Raw genomic sequence first — 15,657 nt, 5'->3', positions numbered from 1 at the left:
CGCCGAGTTTGTTTTCCAAACCCACTAGGTGACTCAAGAGTAACTCAGCGGGTTGGACAAACCAACCCACCCCCTAGACTGGTGGCATGAAGGACGCCCGCCCCTGTTCGATCGCCGACACCCTCGCTCTCGTCGGCGAGAAGTACTCCCTGCTGGTACTGCGCGAGGTGTCGCTCGGCGCCACCCGCTTCGACCAGCTCGTCCGCAACATCGGCGCACCGCGCGATGTGCTCACCGCCCGCCTGAAACGGCTCGTCGACGCGGGCGTACTGCAGAAGGTCGAGTACAGCGACCGCCCGAAGCGCTATGAGTACCGGCCCACCCAGGCCGGTCTGGAACTGGAACCGGTGCTGCACACGCTGATGGCGTGGGGCGACCGCCATCTCCAGGAGGGCGGATTCCGTCCCATGGTGCTGGAGCACACCTGCGGCCATGAGCTGGTCCCGCAGGTCGTGTGCCGGGAGTGCGGCGAGGTGGTCGAGCACGGCGACCTGACGGCCCACCCGCAGACCCCGGGCTGGACGGCGACGGGGCCTGCGGTGGCGTAGGAACGAGCCTGCACCGGCTCAGGGACGGGCCGGCGGCGGCGCGGGCCCGGGAGAACCCCCGTGGGGGCTAATCGGTCCCCTTGTAGACGTCGAGCCGTCCGCACATCCCGAACTTGCCGTGCGCGGACGGCTGTTCGGCCCGTACGAGGGCGTCGGCGAGGTGGGAGACGTCGCCCCGCTCCAGCCGGTCGAGCTGCTCTCCCGTGGCCGCGGCGGCGGCCTCGGCACCGCGCCGCCAGCGCTCGCGCCACGCGGCGAGCCGGGGCCGCACCAGCGCGGCCGCGGCCCGGTGGAACGCGGCGAGCGGCTCGGGCCCGTCCGCCGCGCGCAGCGCCCGGTAGCCCTCCAGGGCGAGGTCTCGCCGGGCTCGGGCGACCCGCTCCTGCTCCGCCTCGGGCGCGTCGGCCGGGATCACCGTCGCGGCCGCGTACGTCTCGGGGTCGGTCAGGTACCGCGGAGGCAGGGTGAGCACGGCGTCACCCGCTTCGGGGAGGCCGTTGTTCTGCATGAGGACGGTGATGCGCAGGTCGTCCTCATTGACCAGGCGATGGATGGTGCCGGGTGTGAACCACGCGACGGTGCCGGGTTCGAGCGGTGTGACCTCGTACCCGGACGTCGTCAGCGTCTGCACCGCTCCACGCCCGCCGGTGACGACGTACGCCTCCGAACAGGTCAGGTGCAGATGAGGGGTCCCGCCGGAGACTCCGTCGGGGGCGGGCCAGTCGTACACGCAGAGGTGCGAGACGGCGACGGCGCCCGGCAGCCCGGTGAACACCGGGGTCTCGTGCGCGCCGCTCACCACGGGTGCTCCTCCAGGTACTTGGCGACCTCCTCGCGTTCCCAGGCCCCGTCGGCCACGACGACACGGTAGCGGCGGGTGAGGGTGGCGCCGGGAGCGAGTTCGAGTTCTTCGAAGAAGGCGAACGAGGGGGCGACGGCGGCGAACGGATCGTTGCGCACGAACCAATGGGCCGGGTGGGCGCCACCCGCCCCGGTGTGGTCGTTCTCGGGACCGTGCGCGAAGACGAGCGTCGCGTGGCCGTCGGCGCCGTCGTGCTCGCCGGAGTACGCGATCCAGGGCGCCTGCTGCCCCATCAGGCCGGGCCCTTCGGAGTCCGGCCCGATGATCCGGCCGTCCCGGAAGGCACGCGGTCCGCGCCAGAACAGGCCCGTGTAGCCGGCCATCTCCCGCCCCGCGGTGGTCGGGCTGCCGAAGCGCAACGCCTCGTCCCGCCGGTTGGTGACCGCGGTCGTCCAGGTCAGCGCCCAGGAACCCGACGCGGGATCGACGTCGTGCACCTCGACGCGGCGCTCCTCCTCGGCCCACAGCTCACCGTCGTACGGATGCCAGGTGAGGCGCTCGGCGATGACCGCGCGGCTCCCGTCCGAGACCACCTCGTCGAAGCCGACGTGGGCCATCGACCCGACGCGCTCCGGGAGTTCGAGGTATCCCTCCCCGTGGACGTACGTGTTGCCGCCCCACAGGTTGGAGCCCGACAGGTGGGAGGCCGTCATCTGGAGCCCCTTGTGCCAGCGGTGGTCGTTGGGCCGGTAGTCCGTGACGATGTCACCGGCCAGCGTCCTGAGGGGGTGCAGATACGGCTTGGGGGCCTCCCAGGCCGCCTCGGGCCGGTAGACGTAGCTCAACAGCTCCACGCCGTTGGTCGTGTCGCTGATCGTGATGCGATCACCATGAGCGTGGACGATACGCAGCCCACCCTGTGCGGACTCGGTCATGCCGACCCCTCCTGGCTCACGGTGGACGCGGACTCACCGGCGGACGCGGCAGGCGGCGCCCAGCCCGGCGCGCCCCCGTGCAGGGCCGTGTAGAACGGGTCCCCGGGCCCGACCTCCCCCGCGCGGACGGTCGTGTCCGTGAACGCCGACTTGTAGAGCGCGGTGATCAGTTCCAGACTCGTACGCCCGTCGGCGCCGCTGCTGCGCGGCCGCTCACCCGCGCGCATGCTCGCGACCAGTTCCCGCAGCTGCTCCAGATGCGAGCTGGGCACGTCCGTACCGAAGTCGCGCCAGGCCGCCGCGTCCTCGTCGGACACGTCGGGGGCCGGGGTGATCCGCCAGTTGTCGTTGCTGTGGCCGTAGAGGTGCGTGAGCTCGACGGTGGCGCGTTCGCAGTCGATACGGATGCGGCTCACCTCGTCCGGGCTCAGGACGCTGTTGACGATCGTGGCCAGCGCGCCGCTCTCGAAGCGGACGAGGGCGGTCGAGACGTCCTCCGTCTCCACGTCGTGCACCAGGCGCCCGGCCATCGCCCGCACCTCGCTCCACGGCCCCATCAGGTCCAGGAGCAGGTCCATCTGATGGATGCCGTGCCCCATCGCGGGCCCGCCGCCCTCGGTCTCCCAGCGCCCGCGCCAGGGCACGGCGTAGTACTCGGCGTTGCGGTACCAGGTGGTCTGGCAGTGCGCGACGAGCGTGCGGCCCATGGTCCGCTCGGCGATGAGGCGCCGCACATGCCGGGACCCCGAGCCGAACCGGTGCTGGAAGACGATGGCCGCGTACGGGCCCCCGGCCTTCCCCTCCTCCGCCTCGACGGCGTCGAAGTCGGCGAGCGTCAGGACCGGCGGCTTCTCGCACCAGACCCAGGCTCCGGCGCGCAGCGCGGCGACGGTCTGGTCGCGGTGCAGGGTCGGCGGGGTGCAGATCGCGACCAGGTCCGGCCGCTGCTCCTCCAGCATGCGGTCCAGATCGGTGTACGCGTGCGGGATGCCCTCCTCGGCGCAGAACTTCTGGACGGCGTCCTCCGCGATGTCGACCGCGGCGACGATCTCCGTCTCGCCCTCCTCGGCGAGCCGGGCGAGCGCGGGAACATGGCTCCCGCGCGCGATGGCGCCCGTACCGATGACGGCGGCCCGGATACGGCGGCCCTCGAACGGGGTCGCGGGACGGTTGGGGGCGGACTCGGTGCTCTTACTCATGTACGTGATCAGCGCTCCATCGGACGTGACGTCAGACGTTGGCCAACGCATGGTGTCACCGAGACGGAACCGGCAGCAGCAAGCGCTTTCTCTTCTACTGCAACGTATGTGCCGGTCCAGCGGCAGGTCAACACCCCGGTCACCCGGTGGACAACGTTGCCCACCGTCCCGGCACAGGACCGTCACGGCCCGCCCGCCAAGTCCTGCCGCCGTCCACTCACTGCCCGTCCACCGCCCGGCCACTGTCTGCGCACGAAACCCCTGTGGCCGAGCCGTCCTTGGGGGACGCTACGCTGCCACCAACACCCGTGATCACCGCACACAGCGGCCCGGCGTGCCCGTCGCCCTTTCCGATCAGCGCTTGGACCACCTCACTTCATGTCTTGGTTTGAATCCCTCATCCTCGGACTCGTCCAGGGGCTGACCGAATTCCTTCCCGTGTCCTCCAGTGCGCATCTGCGCCTGACGGCGGCGTTCTCCGGCTGGGAGGACCCCGGAGCGGCCTTCACCGCGATCACCCAGCTCGGCACGGAGGCGGCGGTACTGATCTACTTCCGCAAGGATGTCGGCCGGATCCTCGCGGCGTGGTTCCGCTCGCTCACGAACAAGGAGATGCGCCGGAACCACGACGCCCAGATGGGCTGGCTGGTCATCGTCGGCTCCATACCCATCGGCGTGCTCGGCCTGACACTCAAGGACCAGATCGAGGGCCCGTTCCGCGATCTGCGGATCACCGCGACGATGCTCATTGTCATGGGCGTGGTCATCGGCATCGCCGACCGGCTCGCGGCGCGTGACGAGACCGGCGGGAAGCACCGGGCACCCAAGCAGCGCAAGGCCCTCGAGGACCTGAACGTCAAGGACGGCCTGCTGTACGGCGTCTGCCAGGCGATGGCCCTGATCCCCGGCGTCTCCCGGTCCGGCGCGACCATCAGCGGCGGCCTCTTCATGGGCTACACCCGCGCCGCGGCGGCCCGCTACTCCTTCCTCCTCGCCATGCCGGCCGTGCTCGCCTCGGGTGCCTTCGAGGTCAAGGACGCCACCGCGAACGGCCATGTGGCGTGGGGGCCGACCATCTTCGCGACGGTGATCGCGTTCGCGGTCGGTTACGCCGTCATCGCGTGGTTCATGAAGTTCATCTCGCACAAGAGCTTCATGCCGTTCGTCTGGTACCGGATCGCGCTCGGCATCGTCATCATCGCGCTGGTCTCGACCGGCGGCCTGAGCCCCCACGCGGCCGAGTCCGCGGGCTAGGGCCGGTCCGGCGGATCAGGTCAAAGGGCGTGCCGGACCCCGGGTCTGCGGCATGGTCCACCGGCCAGGCGCCAGCGGCTCACCACCCCTCAGGCGCCCGAGCCGTCCGTCCCCGGCAGGGCGAGTGCCCAGGGTTCCGGCTCGATCCGCGCGCCGTTGGCGACGTACGCGATCGTGCGGTACCAGCCCGCGAGGACCAGCAGTTCGAGGACTTCGGGCTCGTCGAGGTGCTCCCGCAGTCCGCTCCAGGCCGCGTCGCTCACCTGGGCCGTGTCGTGCAGTTCGTCGACGGCACGGAGCAGCGCCGCCTGTCGGCCGGACCAGGCTGGATGGCCGGGTCCGCCCGTCGCCGTGAGCGTCACCTGCCGCGGGGTGAGTCCGGCCGCCTCGGCGTACGTCGCCATGTGGACGCCCCACTCGTACGCGCATCCGGAGCGGGCGGCGACGCGGGCGATGACGAGTTCCCGGTCGGCGTCGCTCAGCCGGCCATGGACGAGGAGGCCCGCGCCCAATGCCCGCATGCGTGAGGCGAGTTCCGGGTGGCGCTCCAGCACCTTGAACAGCATCAGGGGATCACGGGCGACACCGGGCGGCATCCACCGGTGCAACGCGCGCTCGTAGGGCGGCGTGACGCCGTCGATGCGCTGCTTCATGGCTCGCAGCCTTGCGCTTCTGAAATCGAAGCGCAAGAGTGGGAGGCGACCGACTCCCAGTGAGAGGTGGGCACTTGGGCACGACACCCACGCCGAACGATGCGCCTTCCGGCATTCCGCGGCGGGGCGGTCCGGGCCCCGGCAGCCCTCTCGAGGGCACGGGCGCCCCGGCTCCCGGCAACCCCCATCAGGACGCGGACGCTCCCGCCCCCGTCAGCCCCGCGTCGAGCGCTCCCGCCCCCGGCCGCCCCGTGCGCGGCTCGGCCGGCGGCCGTCCCGTCATGGCGGCGCTGGATCTGCTCGGTCGGCGCTGGACACTGCGGGTCATCTGGGAACTGCACCGCAACGGCGCCCCGGTCGGCTTCCGGGACCTCCAGCGCCGTTGCGACGACATGTCGTCCAGCGTCCTGTCCACGCGTCTCACGGAACTGCGCGAGGCGGGCATCGCCGCGTCGACACCGACGGCGTCGCAGTCGGCGTGGCATCTCACCGCGCTCGGCGACGACCTGGTCACCGCGATGGGGCCGCTGCTGGACTGGTCCCGCGCCTGGGCCGCACGACGGTGATCGACGAGGCCTTCCGGGGCGCTCGACTCCGGGGCCGGTGTGCCGTCGTACGGACCGACTGAGCCCGTTCGCGTCACTCCGCGTCGGCCGTGACGAACCGCATACGGGATGCGTAGCCGCCCGGTAGCGCAGTGTCAGTCCTTGCCCCTAGGCTGGTGCGCATGTCCCCCGATTTAATGTCCTCTGGTTCCGTGCGGTCCGCTGCGGCGCTGAACGAGCAGATCCGCGCCTTGTGGATGCGCGCGGGCGGCTCCCTCTCCGCCCAGGAGCGCGCGGAGTACGAGCTGCTGGTCGTGAAGTGGGCGGAAGCGATACGCGGAGAGGTTGTCGAGGCCGCGTGAGATCGGGCCTGGGGACCCGCACGAACTCCAAGGGCCGGTGACCGGCACCCCGGTCGGGGCTCACCGTCCCCCGGACACCCGCAACACCGCCCCCGTCGCGTACGAGGCATCGGGCGACATCAACCACGCGATGGCCGCGGCGACTTCCTCCGCCTGACCGACGCGGCGCAGCGGAATCGACGAGGCGGCACGCTCGGCGCGGCCCGGATCTCCGCTGCTCGCGTGCATCTCCGTGGCGATCATGCCGGGTGCGACCGCGTTGACGCGGATGCCGTCCGGGCCGAGTTCCTTGGCGAGGCCCACCGTCAGGGCGTCGACGGCGGCCTTGGTGGCCGCGTAGTGGACGAACTCACCGGGGCTGCCGAGTGTGGCCGCCGCCGAGGACACATTGACGATGACGCCGCTCCCCCAGGCCGCCATGGACCGGGCGGCCCGCCGCGAACACAGCAGCGTGCCCAGCAGGTTGACGTCCACCACACGGCGTAGATCGGCGGGGTCGGTGTCCGCGAGCCTGCCGAGCGTACCGGTCACACCGGCGTTGTTCACCAATCCCGTCACCGGCCCGAGCCGGTCCGCAGCCGTGTCGAAGAGCCGATCGACGTCGTCCTCGTCGGAGGTGTCCACGCGTACCGTCACGCAGCGGGCCCCCGCCGCGCGGACGGCGCTCGCGGTCCACTCCGCGGCGGCGCCGTCGCGCACGTACCCCACCGCCACGTCGTGTCCGTCCGCCGCGAGACGCGCGCACGTCGCGGCACCGATCCCCCGGCTGCCACCCGTGACGACAGTGACATGGCGTGTCATACGTGCCTCCTGGTGGCGAACGGGCAACCCGGGTCGGTAGCGAGCCCATACTCGTCTTCGATCACTCTACGATCGGGGACGCGCCTCCGGGCAAGGGGTGGGGGTGCGCCAACACGCCATCATGGACACGTCCTAGGCGGCGGGGTCCGCGGCGACGTAGGGCACGCGGAACACACAGCCTCGGAGCCCCCGCAGCCCGGGGACGCCCTGCCACAGCACGGCCTCGTGCGCGCGCTCCCAGCCCGCGGTCGCCCGGGACCGCGCCCACTGGGCCAGGGCAAAGGTGACCAGCATGATCGGCGGCAGCACTTGATGGGACACCAGGCCGATGAACAGCAACCAGCAAGCCATGACACCCGCGAATCCCGCCGTGCGCCGCAGAGACAGCCGCCGCACCGCGTCCTGCCCGTCGCGCGGTGCGGCGACGCTCTCGATCGGCACGGCATCGTCGTAGGTGCGGCGCAGCCGGGAGGGGAGACGAAGACACATCGGCAGCAGCACCACGGACACGAAAACGATCGCTGTCGCTCCCACCATCAGCGGCGCGCGGTCCTGAGCCGTGCCGACCACGGCAAGCAGCACCGCTTCGGACAGCACCGCGCCCGCGGCCATCATCAGCGCGGAGATCCGCTCCACGTACACCACGCGTATCAGCCCGTCGCGCGCGTCACCGGCCACCGTCGTACCCCTCTCACCACCCGGACGCCCCCACGGGCAGGCAAGATCCAACTCCGGGCGGAACGCGAGGTCAATACGCGAGAGTTCGAGAATGCGCGGTCTTGACCACCACTTGGCCGAAGACCGGCCGAGCTGCGAGCATCGCGTTCGACCGACCACTCCGGGTGGGAGAGGGGACTACGTCGGCGTACGGGAGTCCGGTCAACGCGTCGTGTCGCGCAGGACGACGAACAGGCCGCGGCTCTCGTCCCCGTTCTTCGCGCGCCAGTCGGCGACGACATGTCCTCGGGCCGACCTGGCCGCGGGGGAATGGGCAGCCTGTGCGTCGGACCGGAGGACACGCGTCACGTCGATGGTCACGGCGCCCGCCGGCTGACGGTGCGGCCCGGCTTCTTCCTTGGTTTCCACCACGATGGCGGTGCCGTGCTGCCGGTCGTCGACGGCTGTCGACGCGATCACGGTGGAGAAGCCGACTCCAGTGAAGTGACTCGCGACGGAGGGGGCGGGAGTGTCGGTCTCGCTCTGCGCCTGCGGCTCGGCGCGGCCCTGGAGGAGATCGAGCAGTTGAGCGACGAGGACCGGGTCATGGGTCCCGTCGTACACCCACCGCCGTCCCAACACCCCGTGCTCGGACGTGCCGATGAGCGCCCGATCGGCTCCGCCGAGCGGCGCCCCGCGGTAGCTGAGCGGCACGTGGTAGGAGCGCGGTCGCTCGCCGGAGTTGTCCGTGACCGCCATGAACTCGATTCCCACCTCCCCTTGGGGATCATCGAGCCGAAAACCACCGGCCTTGGTCAGGTGCGGCTCACTCGCCGTGCCGATGTACCACGGCTGCCTGGGAAGCCAGGCGGCGAGGAGCTCCAGCTTGCTGGGCGTCATCGTGGTCTTGTAGATCACAGCCATACTTCATGAACGTCGCCCGTCGGCATGAGGTTCCTCCATGACGTGCTGCTTGACGAGTTCGTACGACCTCAGTCGGTCGGCCAACGCGTAGACGGGCGTCACCAGCATGAGTTCGTCCGCACCCGTCAGGTCCGCCAGGTCCTTCAGGTGCTTCGCGACGGTCTCGGGTGAGCCGTGTGCCTGATGAGCACGGAAGCTCGTCAGCACCCGCGCTTCTTGCGCGGTGAACGAGTGGGCCGCTGCTTCTTCGGGCGTGGGGAAGGGAATGTCGCCTCGCCCCTTGAGGAGTCCGGCCTTGACGACATCCATCGGGCCCGCCAGCCGGGCCGCCTCCTCATCGGTCGCGGCGCATACCGTTTCCACGCAGATCAGCACGCGCGGGCGAGCGCACCAGCGGGAGGGGGAGAAACGCTCGCGATAGTGGCTCAGCGCGGCCAGGGTGTGGTCGGGACGAATGTGATGGGCGAAGGCGATCGGCAGCCCGAGTTCCGCGGCGAGCGCGGCGCCGGCCGTGCTCGAGGACAGCAGCCATGGCTCCGGGAGCGGGCTGAGCGCGACTTCCTCCACCAGGAAACGCAGAGTCGACGACACGTCGTCGTGGTACTCGTCGTCCGTTGTCGGACCGGCCCCGCGGCGCAGGGCCCGCGCCGTGGAATCATCGAAGGTACCCGGGCCTCGGCCGATGCCCAGGTCGATCCGGCCCGCGTGCAGTGCGGACAGCGTGCCGAATTGCTCCGCGAGCATGATCGGGGCGTGGTTCGGAGCGAGAACGCCCCCCGAGCCGAGACGGATGGACGACGTCGACGCGGCCGCGTGGGCGGTCAGGACGACGGGCGGGAACGCTCCGATGGCCGGGGAGTGGTGATGCTCGGCGTACCAGAGTCGCAGGTACCCGAGGTCTTCCAGGCGCCGGACGAACTCGGTGGTGTCTCGTAACGTGTCTGCGGCTCGGGTGCCCGTCTGGACCATGGCCACTTCGAGCGCGCTGAGCGGTACAGTGATCATCCGATCAGTATAGAAATCGCCCATCCGCACCAACTCCCGTTGCTGGCGAGGCGGAGTTATGCGCCTGTTGGCGCACGCCCCTTGGCTGCGCACCCCTCGTGGCCAACACTGAGCCGATGACGCAGCGTGTGGAGCTCGCGACCGTGATGGACCGATTCGCCGTGGACGGACTCGTCACCGAGTACGCGGTGGCCGTCGACGACGGCGACTGGGAGGCGTACCGGAGGCTGTTCGCACCGGACGGACGCGCCGACTACCGCTCGGCCGGCGGCATCGAGGGCGGCGCCGACGAGGTCGCGGGATGGCTCGCGCAGAGCATGGAACTCTTCCCCATGCGCCAGCATCTGATCGTGAACCGGCGGCTGCGGTTCGGGTCGCTGGACCAGGACACGGGGGACACGGCCCGGGTCCAGGCGGACTACATCAATCCGATGCGGTTCGCGGGCCACGACGGCGGGTCCACCGCGCCCGACTTCGTGTGCGGCGGCCGGTACGCCTTCGGACTGGTGCGTACGGACCTGGGCTGGCGCCTGCGCGAGGTCGTCGTCCAGGAGAAATGGCGCCGCGCGCCGCAGCCGGGCCGGGAACCCGCCGCCACCTGACCGGACGCGCCGACCGCAAGCCGCCCGAGTAACGCCCTCTGACCGGAAAGCCCTGACGGGATGCCCTCTGTCGGAGATCGTCGCCGACGCGCACACTGGAGGCATCCCCCGGGGAGGGAGGCCCTGTATGAAGCGGCCCGAGCGTTGGCCCGAGCGTTGGTTGGGCAGTGGACCCGATCTGTGGCTCGCCTCCCCGTGGCGGCGCGCGATCGTCGCCGTACTGGCCGGCGCGCTGCCGATGCTCGCCTTCCCCGCCCCTTCGTGGTGGTGGTTCGCGTACGTCGCCCTGGTGCCCTGGATCCTGCTGGCCCGCGCGGCCCCGACGGGCAGGCGGGCCGCCTACGACGGCTGGTTCGGCGGGCTGGGTTTCATGCTGGCCGTGCACCACTGGCTGCTGCCGAGTCTGAATGTATTCACGGTCGTCATAGCGGCACTGCTCGGCGCGCTGTGGGCGCCCTGGGGCTGGCTCGTCCGGCGGTTCCTCGGCGGGGTGCCCTCGGCGGGGCGGGTCGGGGCCGCGCTCCTCGTCCTGCCGTCGGGGTGGCTGATGGTCGAACTCGTCCGGTCCTGGCAGGGTCTCGGCGGGCCCTGGGGACTGCTCGGGTCGAGCCAGTGGCAGGTCGGGCCCGCGCTGCGGCTCGCGTCGGTCGGCGGGGTGTGGCTGGTCAGCTTCCTGGTGGTCGCCGTCAATGTGGCGGTCGCGGTACTGGTCGCGGTGCGTGAGTCCCGTGTGCCCGCCGTCGCCGGACTGGTCGCGACGGCCGCCGTGACCTCGGCGACCTGGGTGTGGTCGCCGCGCCCGGACGTGACGGGGCAGGTCCGGATCGCCGTCGTACAGCCCGGGGTGATCGGCGGCGCGGACAGTGCCGAGGCGCGTTTCTCACGCGAGGAGGCCCTCACCCGCACCCTCGCCGGGCAGGATCCCGACCTCGTCGTCTGGGGTGAGAGCAGCGTCGGCTTCGACCTCGCGGACCGCCCCGACCTGGCGAAGCGGCTCACCGCGCTGTCCCGGCTGACCGGCGCCGACATCATGGTGAACGTCGACGCGCACCGCTCCGACCGGCCCGGGATCTACAAGAGTTCGGTCCTGGTGGGACCGCAGGGTCCGACCGGCGACCGCTACGACAAGATGCGGCTCGTCCCCTTCGGCGAGTACATACCCGCGCGTTCCCTCCTCGGCTGGGCGACCTCGGTCGGGAAGGCGGCGGGCGAGGACCGCAGGAAGGGCACCGAGCAGGTCGTGATGAACGTCGGGCACGGACTGCGTGTCGGCCCGCTGGTCTGCTTCGAGACCGCCTTCCCCGACATGAGCCGCCATCTCGCCCAGGACGGCGCCGGAGTGCTCCTCGCACAGTCCTCGACCTCGACCTTCCAGCACAGCTGGGCCCCCGAGCAGCACGCCTCGCTCGCCGCGCTGAGGGCCGCCGAGACCGGCCGCCCGATGGTGCACGCCACGCTGACCGGCGTCTCCGCCGTCTACGGCCCGAGCGGCGAGCGGATCGGCTCCTGGCTCGGCACGGACGCGAGCGCGGCAGTGGTGTACGACGTACCGCTCGCGCGCGGTGTCACCCCGTACGTCCGGTTCGGCGACTGGCCGGTGCACGCGGCGCTGCTGATCCTGGCGGGACTGTGCGCGACGGAGGGCTTCCGGGCGTTCAGGCCCCGGCGGACCGCTCCTGAACCGCTCGTACCACCCGCTCGCACAGTTCATGAGTCGCCAGCGCGTCACGGGCGCTGAGTACCTTGCCGGCGCGCACCGCGTCGAGGAAGGCGAGCACGCCCTGCTCGATGCCGCGCTGCCGGGCCACCGGCACCCAGTCCCCGCGCCGCCGCACCGAAGGCTGCCCCTTGTGGTCGATGACCTCCGCGAGGTTGACCACCTGACGCTTGGTGTCCTGCCCCGAGACCTCGAGGACCTCCTCCGTCGAGCCGCTCAGCCGGTTCATCACGCCGAGCGCCGTGAAGCCGTCCCCGGCGAGTTGCAGCACGACATGGTGGACCAGGCCGCCCTCGGCCCGGGCCCGCACGGTCACGTCGTCGATCGGCCCCGGCGCCAGGAACCGCAGGGTGTCCACGACGTGGATGAAGTCGTCGAGGACCATCGTGCGCACGTCCTCGGGCAGCCCTATGCGGTTCTTCTGCATCAGGATCAGGTCGCGGGGGTGATCGGCGCACTGCGTGTACCCGGGCGCGTGACGCCGGTTGAAGCCGACGGCGAGGCTGAGGTTCCGCTCCTCCGCGAGCCGCACCAGACGCTCGGAGTCGGCGAGTTCGTACGCGAGCGGCTTGTCGACGAAGGTCGGCACGCCCGCTTCCAGCAGCCGCGTCACGATCTCGGGGTGCGCGACGGTGGCCGCGTGCACGAAAGCCGCGTCGAGGTTCTGCGCCAGCAGATCCGACAGGTCGGTGTGCCGCTGCTCCGACGGCAGGTGGAGGCTGTCGCCGACCCGGGCCAGGGTCGCGGGCGTCCGCGTCTGCAGATGCAGCTCGACCCCCGGCTGGACAGCGAGCACCGGCAGGTACGCCTTCTGCGCGATGTCGCCGAGTCCGATGCAACCGACCTTCACGGGGGTCTCCTTCAGTGACGACGCGGGCCTCGCCGGAAGCATACGGCCGCTGCGGCGGCCGCCGGCCGACGATGCCGTCGAAGCTCCGCGGGAAGAGCGTGACCCGGCGCCGCAGTGGCAGGCGGGCAGGGGCTCGGCGACCGTCGGGAGTAGGAAAATCCCTGGTGAACGACCGTGCGCTGGACGAAAATACGGGCATGACGAAGCAGCGCACCGAACCCGCAACCAACGCCGACGAACGGTCCATGCTGGAGGGCTGGCTCGACTACCACCGCGAGACCCTGGAGATGAAGTGCGCGGGCCTCGACGACGCCCAGCTCAAGACCGCCTCGGTCGAACCCTCCGAGTTGTCCCTGCTCGGTCTGGTGCGGCACATGGCGGACGTGGAGCGCGGCTGGTTCCGCAAGGTTCTGGTGGGCGACGATCCGGGGCCGATCTACTACAGCGAGGAGGACCGGGACGGAGAGTTCCATCTCACGGACGCGGACACCTGGGACGAGGCGTACGCCACCTGGCAGGCCGAGATCGGGATCGCCCGGCGCAACGCGGCTCGTTTCGCGCTGGACGACGCCTGCGAGGGCAAGAGCAAGTTCACCGAGGACCCCATCAACCTGCGGTGGATCTACACCCACATGATCGAGGAGTACGCGCGTCACAACGGTCACGCGGATCTGATCCGGGAGCGGATCGACGGCGTCACGGGTGAGTGAGGCAGGGTGATTCGGCGTCGGGTCACCCTGCGGACACCGGCGCCCTCCGCAGGGGCGGAAGGATCACCCGTGTGGGGCAACCTCCGCTTGTCAGCTCCCCAAAGCGGGCCGGACGCAGCAGAGTTGAGCGGGTGCATCGAACGACGACCGCCGCTACGCTCCTGGTCACCGTGGCCACCGCCGCGCTCTGCGGCTGTGTGACCGTCCAGCGACCGCCCGCTCCCACCCTGCCGACCGCGCCGTCCCGGCCGTCGCCGCCGCGTCCCGACGGCAAGGCCGGGCCGCAGGTCGTGCAGGCACCGGCGCGCGAGGCACTGGAACTCATCGGGCCGTCCCGGAAGCCGTCACCGAGCGCTCCGGCGCCGCACCATGGACCCGTCCCGGCGCCCGCCGCCCCGCAGGCCCCTGCGCGCCACCCGGGCGCCGCCCATCACCCACGCCCAGGGCCTCACCCCCACCCAGCGCCCTCTGGGCCCGCGCCCCGCACCGATGTCCCGCCCGTCGCCTCCGAGCAGCCGAACAGCACGGACGTGTGTGCCCTCGGCCGGAAGTACGGAGGCTGGAAGGCGGACAGCCCGGAGGCGGTCATCTGCAAGGGGTCGTACGGGCATTGACCACGGCCGGTGTCCGCATGCTCTAGGGGCACTGCCTCGGCGGCCCCAGGGTCTCCCCTCCGGACCCGCCGAAGGGACCGGGCCGCTCGACGGCGCCGGGCCGCTCGACGGCGCCGGGGTCCTCCCCCGGCCCTCCGTGCGACGGGCCCGCCCCGTCGAGTCTCAGCTCCAGGCGGCCGATCGCCGCGCGTACGCCGTCGCCGTAACGGTCGTTCCCGAGGGCTCCGGCGGCGCCTCGGGCGCGGCGCAGATGGCTGCGGGCGGCTTCGGAGCGGCCGAGTTTCACATAGTCGGCCGCCAGATTCAGATGCAGCGACGGATAGAACGCGCGCGCCGCGAGCGACCGGTGGCGCTCGGCGACGTCGCCGTCGGTGAGTTCCTCGGCGGCCGACAACGCCCGCAGGTCCCAGGACAGTTCGTCCGCGGGGTCGTCCTGCGTGTCCGCCAGGTAGTGCGCCAGGGTGCAGCGGTGCAGGGGGTCGCCGTCCTCGCCGATCTCCCCCCACAGGTCCAGGAAACGCCCCCGAGCCTCCTCACGGTCGCCACCGTGGTGCAGCATGACGACCTGACCGATCCGGGTCATCATGGCGTCCGGCGCCGCCTGCTCCTGTTGCTCCGCCACCGCGTCCTCCAGGCTCGTCGCTGTCCCTTCCGACGCTAACCGGACACACTGACAATGACGCTCAGGCGCCCCCGGACACCACTGAGCCGCCCCGGTGACGGCCGGACCGTACGCCCCACCCGGCCCGACCGCTTTCCGGTCCGGTCCCAGATCAGCCGAGGTCCGGAATCCGCCAGTCGATCGCCTCGTGGCCCTGCCCGGCAACCGCCTCGTTGATCTGCGTGAAGGGGCGGGAGCCGAAGAACTTCTTCGCGGAGAGCGGCGACGGGTGCGCGCCCTTCACCACGATGTGCCGCTTCTCGTCGATGAGCGGGAGCTTCTTCTGCGCGTAGTTCCCCCACAGGACGAAGACCGCCGGGTCGGGCCGGTCGGCCACGGCACGGATCACCGCGTCCGTGAACTTCTCCCAGCCCTTGCCCTTGTGCGAGTTGGCCTCACCGGAGCGCACGGTCAGCACCGCGTTCAGCAGCAGGACGCCCTGCTCGGCCCACGGCATCAGATAGCCGTTGTCCGGGATCGGGGTGCCCAGCTCCTCCTTCATCTCCTTGTAGATGTTGCGCAGCGAGGGCGGGGTCTTCACTCCCGGGCGGACCGAGAAGCACAGGCCGTGGCCCTGGCCCTCGCCGTGGTACGGGTCCTGGCCGAGGATCAGCACCTTCACCCGCTCGTACGGAGTCGCCTCCAGCGCCGCGAAGACCTCCTCGCGCGGAGGGTAGACGGGACCGCCCGCACGCTCCTCCTCGACGAACTCGGTGAGTTCCTTGAAGTAGGGCTGCTGCAGTTCGTCACCCAGGACGCCGCGCCAGGACTCGGGCAGCATGGCGGTGTCGGTCACGTCAAGTTCCTCCGATGTGCGG

At 71.1% G+C, this 15,657-nt stretch carries 19 protein-coding genes; 8 read left to right on the top strand and 11 right to left on the bottom strand.

What is annotated here, in order from left to right; translation table 11 throughout:
- Window positions 1-86 precede the first annotated feature (86 nt).
- Window positions 87-548, top strand: coding sequence for a winged helix-turn-helix transcriptional regulator (locus tag ACZ7M2_RS36695; RefSeq protein WP_471598965.1), 462 nt, complete (start codon window positions 87-89; stop codon window positions 546-548).
- Between the two features lie 67 nt (window positions 549-615).
- Here ACZ7M2_RS36695 and ACZ7M2_RS36690 read toward each other — a convergent pair whose 3' ends face one another.
- From ACZ7M2_RS36690 to ACZ7M2_RS36680, 3 genes are read right to left on the bottom strand one after another with little or no spacing between them, the layout of a single operon-like run.
- Window positions 616-1,347 carry a cupin domain-containing protein gene (locus ACZ7M2_RS36690; protein WP_471598964.1) on the bottom strand — a complete coding sequence of 244 codons (732 nt, stop codon included), beginning with the start codon at window positions 1,345-1,347 and terminating at the stop codon, window positions 616-618.
- Window positions 1,344-2,285 (bottom strand): DUF6807 domain-containing protein, encoded by a 942-nt coding sequence (locus tag ACZ7M2_RS36685; protein ID WP_471598963.1) that lies wholly within the window; start codon window positions 2,283-2,285, stop codon window positions 1,344-1,346. The genes ACZ7M2_RS36690 and ACZ7M2_RS36685 overlap by 4 nt, the downstream gene beginning before the upstream one ends.
- Window positions 2,282-3,484, bottom strand: a complete 1,203-nt coding sequence (locus tag ACZ7M2_RS36680) for a Gfo/Idh/MocA family protein (protein WP_471598962.1) — start codon at window positions 3,482-3,484, stop codon at window positions 2,282-2,284. The genes ACZ7M2_RS36685 and ACZ7M2_RS36680 overlap by 4 nt, the downstream gene beginning before the upstream one ends.
- Before the next feature lie 378 nt (window positions 3,485-3,862).
- Between ACZ7M2_RS36680 and ACZ7M2_RS36675 the strand changes: the two genes are divergently transcribed.
- Window positions 3,863-4,738: an undecaprenyl-diphosphate phosphatase gene (locus tag ACZ7M2_RS36675; protein WP_352051839.1), complete on the top strand. Its 876-nt coding sequence runs from the start codon at window positions 3,863-3,865 to the stop codon at window positions 4,736-4,738.
- An 89-nt stretch (window positions 4,739-4,827) separates the two neighbouring features.
- On the opposite strand, the gene ACZ7M2_RS36670 is transcribed toward ACZ7M2_RS36675, so the two are convergent.
- Window positions 4,828-5,391 (bottom strand): carboxymuconolactone decarboxylase family protein, encoded by a 564-nt coding sequence (locus ACZ7M2_RS36670; RefSeq protein ID WP_471598961.1) that lies wholly within the window; start codon window positions 5,389-5,391, stop codon window positions 4,828-4,830.
- Window positions 5,392-5,465: 74 nt separating this feature from the next.
- On the opposite strand from ACZ7M2_RS36670, the gene ACZ7M2_RS36665 reads away from it, so the two are divergent.
- On the top strand, window positions 5,466-5,957 hold the full coding sequence (locus tag ACZ7M2_RS36665) for a winged helix-turn-helix transcriptional regulator (RefSeq protein ID WP_471598960.1): 492 nt from the start codon (window positions 5,466-5,468) through the stop codon (window positions 5,955-5,957).
- A gap of 161 nt (window positions 5,958-6,118) precedes the next feature.
- A complete protein-coding gene (locus ACZ7M2_RS36660; protein ID WP_075032584.1) occupies window positions 6,119-6,298 on the top strand; it encodes a hypothetical protein in 180 nt (59 codons plus the stop codon).
- Window positions 6,299-6,358: 60 nt separating this feature from the next.
- Here the strand turns inward: ACZ7M2_RS36660 and ACZ7M2_RS36655 are convergent, their stop codons facing one another.
- The 4 genes from ACZ7M2_RS36655 to ACZ7M2_RS36640 all read right to left on the bottom strand — a co-directional run bounded on the left by ACZ7M2_RS36655 (window position 6,359) and on the right by ACZ7M2_RS36640 (window position 9,685).
- Window positions 6,359-7,099 (bottom strand): SDR family NAD(P)-dependent oxidoreductase, encoded by a 741-nt coding sequence (locus ACZ7M2_RS36655; protein WP_471598959.1) that lies wholly within the window; start codon window positions 7,097-7,099, stop codon window positions 6,359-6,361.
- 132 nt (window positions 7,100-7,231) lie between these two features.
- Window positions 7,232-7,777 carry a hypothetical protein gene (locus ACZ7M2_RS36650; protein ID WP_471598958.1) on the bottom strand — a complete coding sequence of 182 codons (546 nt, stop codon included), beginning with the start codon at window positions 7,775-7,777 and terminating at the stop codon, window positions 7,232-7,234.
- A gap of 201 nt (window positions 7,778-7,978) precedes the next feature.
- On the bottom strand, window positions 7,979-8,680 hold the full coding sequence (locus tag ACZ7M2_RS36645) for a maltokinase N-terminal cap-like domain-containing protein (protein ID WP_471598957.1): 702 nt from the start codon (window positions 8,678-8,680) through the stop codon (window positions 7,979-7,981).
- Window positions 8,681-8,683: 3 nt separating this feature from the next.
- The gene (locus tag ACZ7M2_RS36640) at window positions 8,684-9,685 is read right to left on the bottom strand and encodes an LLM class flavin-dependent oxidoreductase (RefSeq protein WP_471598956.1); all 1,002 of its coding nucleotides are present in this window, start codon (window positions 9,683-9,685) and stop codon (window positions 8,684-8,686) included.
- Between the two features lie 116 nt (window positions 9,686-9,801).
- On the opposite strand from ACZ7M2_RS36640, the gene ACZ7M2_RS36635 reads away from it, so the two are divergent.
- Together ACZ7M2_RS36635 and lnt are read left to right on the top strand one after the other, a co-directional pair.
- Window positions 9,802-10,287 carry a nuclear transport factor 2 family protein gene (locus ACZ7M2_RS36635; RefSeq protein ID WP_388557996.1) on the top strand — a complete coding sequence of 162 codons (486 nt, stop codon included), beginning with the start codon at window positions 9,802-9,804 and terminating at the stop codon, window positions 10,285-10,287.
- Window positions 10,288-10,414: 127 nt separating this feature from the next.
- A complete protein-coding gene (lnt, locus tag ACZ7M2_RS36630; protein WP_471598955.1) occupies window positions 10,415-12,025 on the top strand; it encodes an apolipoprotein N-acyltransferase in 1,611 nt (536 codons plus the stop codon).
- Here lnt and ACZ7M2_RS36625 read toward each other — a convergent pair.
- The gene (locus ACZ7M2_RS36625) at window positions 11,943-12,854 is read right to left on the bottom strand and encodes a Gfo/Idh/MocA family protein (protein WP_471598954.1); all 912 of its coding nucleotides are present in this window, start codon (window positions 12,852-12,854) and stop codon (window positions 11,943-11,945) included. The genes lnt and ACZ7M2_RS36625 overlap by 83 nt on opposite strands.
- A 197-nt stretch (window positions 12,855-13,051) precedes the next feature.
- Here ACZ7M2_RS36625 and ACZ7M2_RS36620 point away from each other — a divergent pair, with 197 nt between their 5' ends.
- Together ACZ7M2_RS36620 and ACZ7M2_RS36615 are read left to right on the top strand one after the other, a co-directional pair.
- Entirely contained in the window at window positions 13,052-13,564 is a 513-nt protein-coding gene (locus ACZ7M2_RS36620; RefSeq protein ID WP_471598953.1) for a DinB family protein, read from the top strand.
- A 131-nt stretch (window positions 13,565-13,695) separates the two neighbouring features.
- Window positions 13,696-14,178, top strand: coding sequence for a hypothetical protein (locus ACZ7M2_RS36615; RefSeq protein WP_471598952.1), 483 nt, complete (start codon window positions 13,696-13,698; stop codon window positions 14,176-14,178).
- A 22-nt stretch (window positions 14,179-14,200) separates the two neighbouring features.
- On the opposite strand, the gene ACZ7M2_RS36610 is transcribed toward ACZ7M2_RS36615, so the two are convergent.
- Together ACZ7M2_RS36610 and ACZ7M2_RS36605 are read right to left on the bottom strand one after the other, a co-directional pair.
- Entirely contained in the window at window positions 14,201-14,800 is a 600-nt protein-coding gene (locus ACZ7M2_RS36610) for a hypothetical protein (protein ID WP_471598951.1), read from the bottom strand.
- 151 nt (window positions 14,801-14,951) lie between these two features.
- Entirely contained in the window at window positions 14,952-15,635 is a 684-nt protein-coding gene (locus tag ACZ7M2_RS36605; RefSeq protein WP_471598950.1) for a uracil-DNA glycosylase, read from the bottom strand.
- Window positions 15,636-15,657: the final 22 nt, after the last annotated feature.

The sequence above is a fragment of the Streptomyces sp. NPDC111507 genome (genome assembly GCF_055638955.1).
The sequence above is the reverse complement of the archived record's forward strand: the minus strand, read 5'-3'. Positions and strand labels throughout refer to the sequence as shown.

Excerpts from the sequence above, each read along its gene's own strand:
- ACZ7M2_RS36695 (WP_471598965.1), top strand. The coding sequence starts at position 87 with ATGAAGGACGCCCGCCCCTGTTCGATCGCCGACACCCTCGCTCTCGTC.
- ACZ7M2_RS36685 (WP_471598963.1), bottom strand. The coding sequence starts at position 2,285 with ATGACCGAGTCCGCACAGGGTGGGCTGCGTATCGTCCACGCTCATGGT.
- ACZ7M2_RS36680 (WP_471598962.1), bottom strand. The coding sequence starts at position 3,484 with ATGAGTAAGAGCACCGAGTCCGCCCCCAACCGTCCCGCGACCCCGTTC.
- ACZ7M2_RS36675 (WP_352051839.1), top strand. The coding sequence starts at position 3,863 with ATGTCTTGGTTTGAATCCCTCATCCTCGGACTCGTCCAGGGGCTGACC.
- ACZ7M2_RS36670 (WP_471598961.1), bottom strand. The coding sequence starts at position 5,391 with ATGAAGCAGCGCATCGACGGCGTCACGCCGCCCTACGAGCGCGCGTTG.
- ACZ7M2_RS36660 (WP_075032584.1), top strand. The coding sequence starts at position 6,119 with ATGTCCCCCGATTTAATGTCCTCTGGTTCCGTGCGGTCCGCTGCGGCG.
- ACZ7M2_RS36655 (WP_471598959.1), bottom strand. The coding sequence starts at position 7,099 with ATGACACGCCATGTCACTGTCGTCACGGGTGGCAGCCGGGGGATCGGT.
- ACZ7M2_RS36645 (WP_471598957.1), bottom strand. The coding sequence starts at position 8,680 with ATGGCTGTGATCTACAAGACCACGATGACGCCCAGCAAGCTGGAGCTC.
- ACZ7M2_RS36640 (WP_471598956.1), bottom strand. The coding sequence starts at position 9,685 with ATGATCACTGTACCGCTCAGCGCGCTCGAAGTGGCCATGGTCCAGACG.
- ACZ7M2_RS36635 (WP_388557996.1), top strand. The coding sequence starts at position 9,802 with ATGACGCAGCGTGTGGAGCTCGCGACCGTGATGGACCGATTCGCCGTG.
- lnt (WP_471598955.1), top strand. The coding sequence starts at position 10,415 with ATGAAGCGGCCCGAGCGTTGGCCCGAGCGTTGGTTGGGCAGTGGACCC.
- ACZ7M2_RS36620 (WP_471598953.1), top strand. The coding sequence starts at position 13,052 with ATGACGAAGCAGCGCACCGAACCCGCAACCAACGCCGACGAACGGTCC.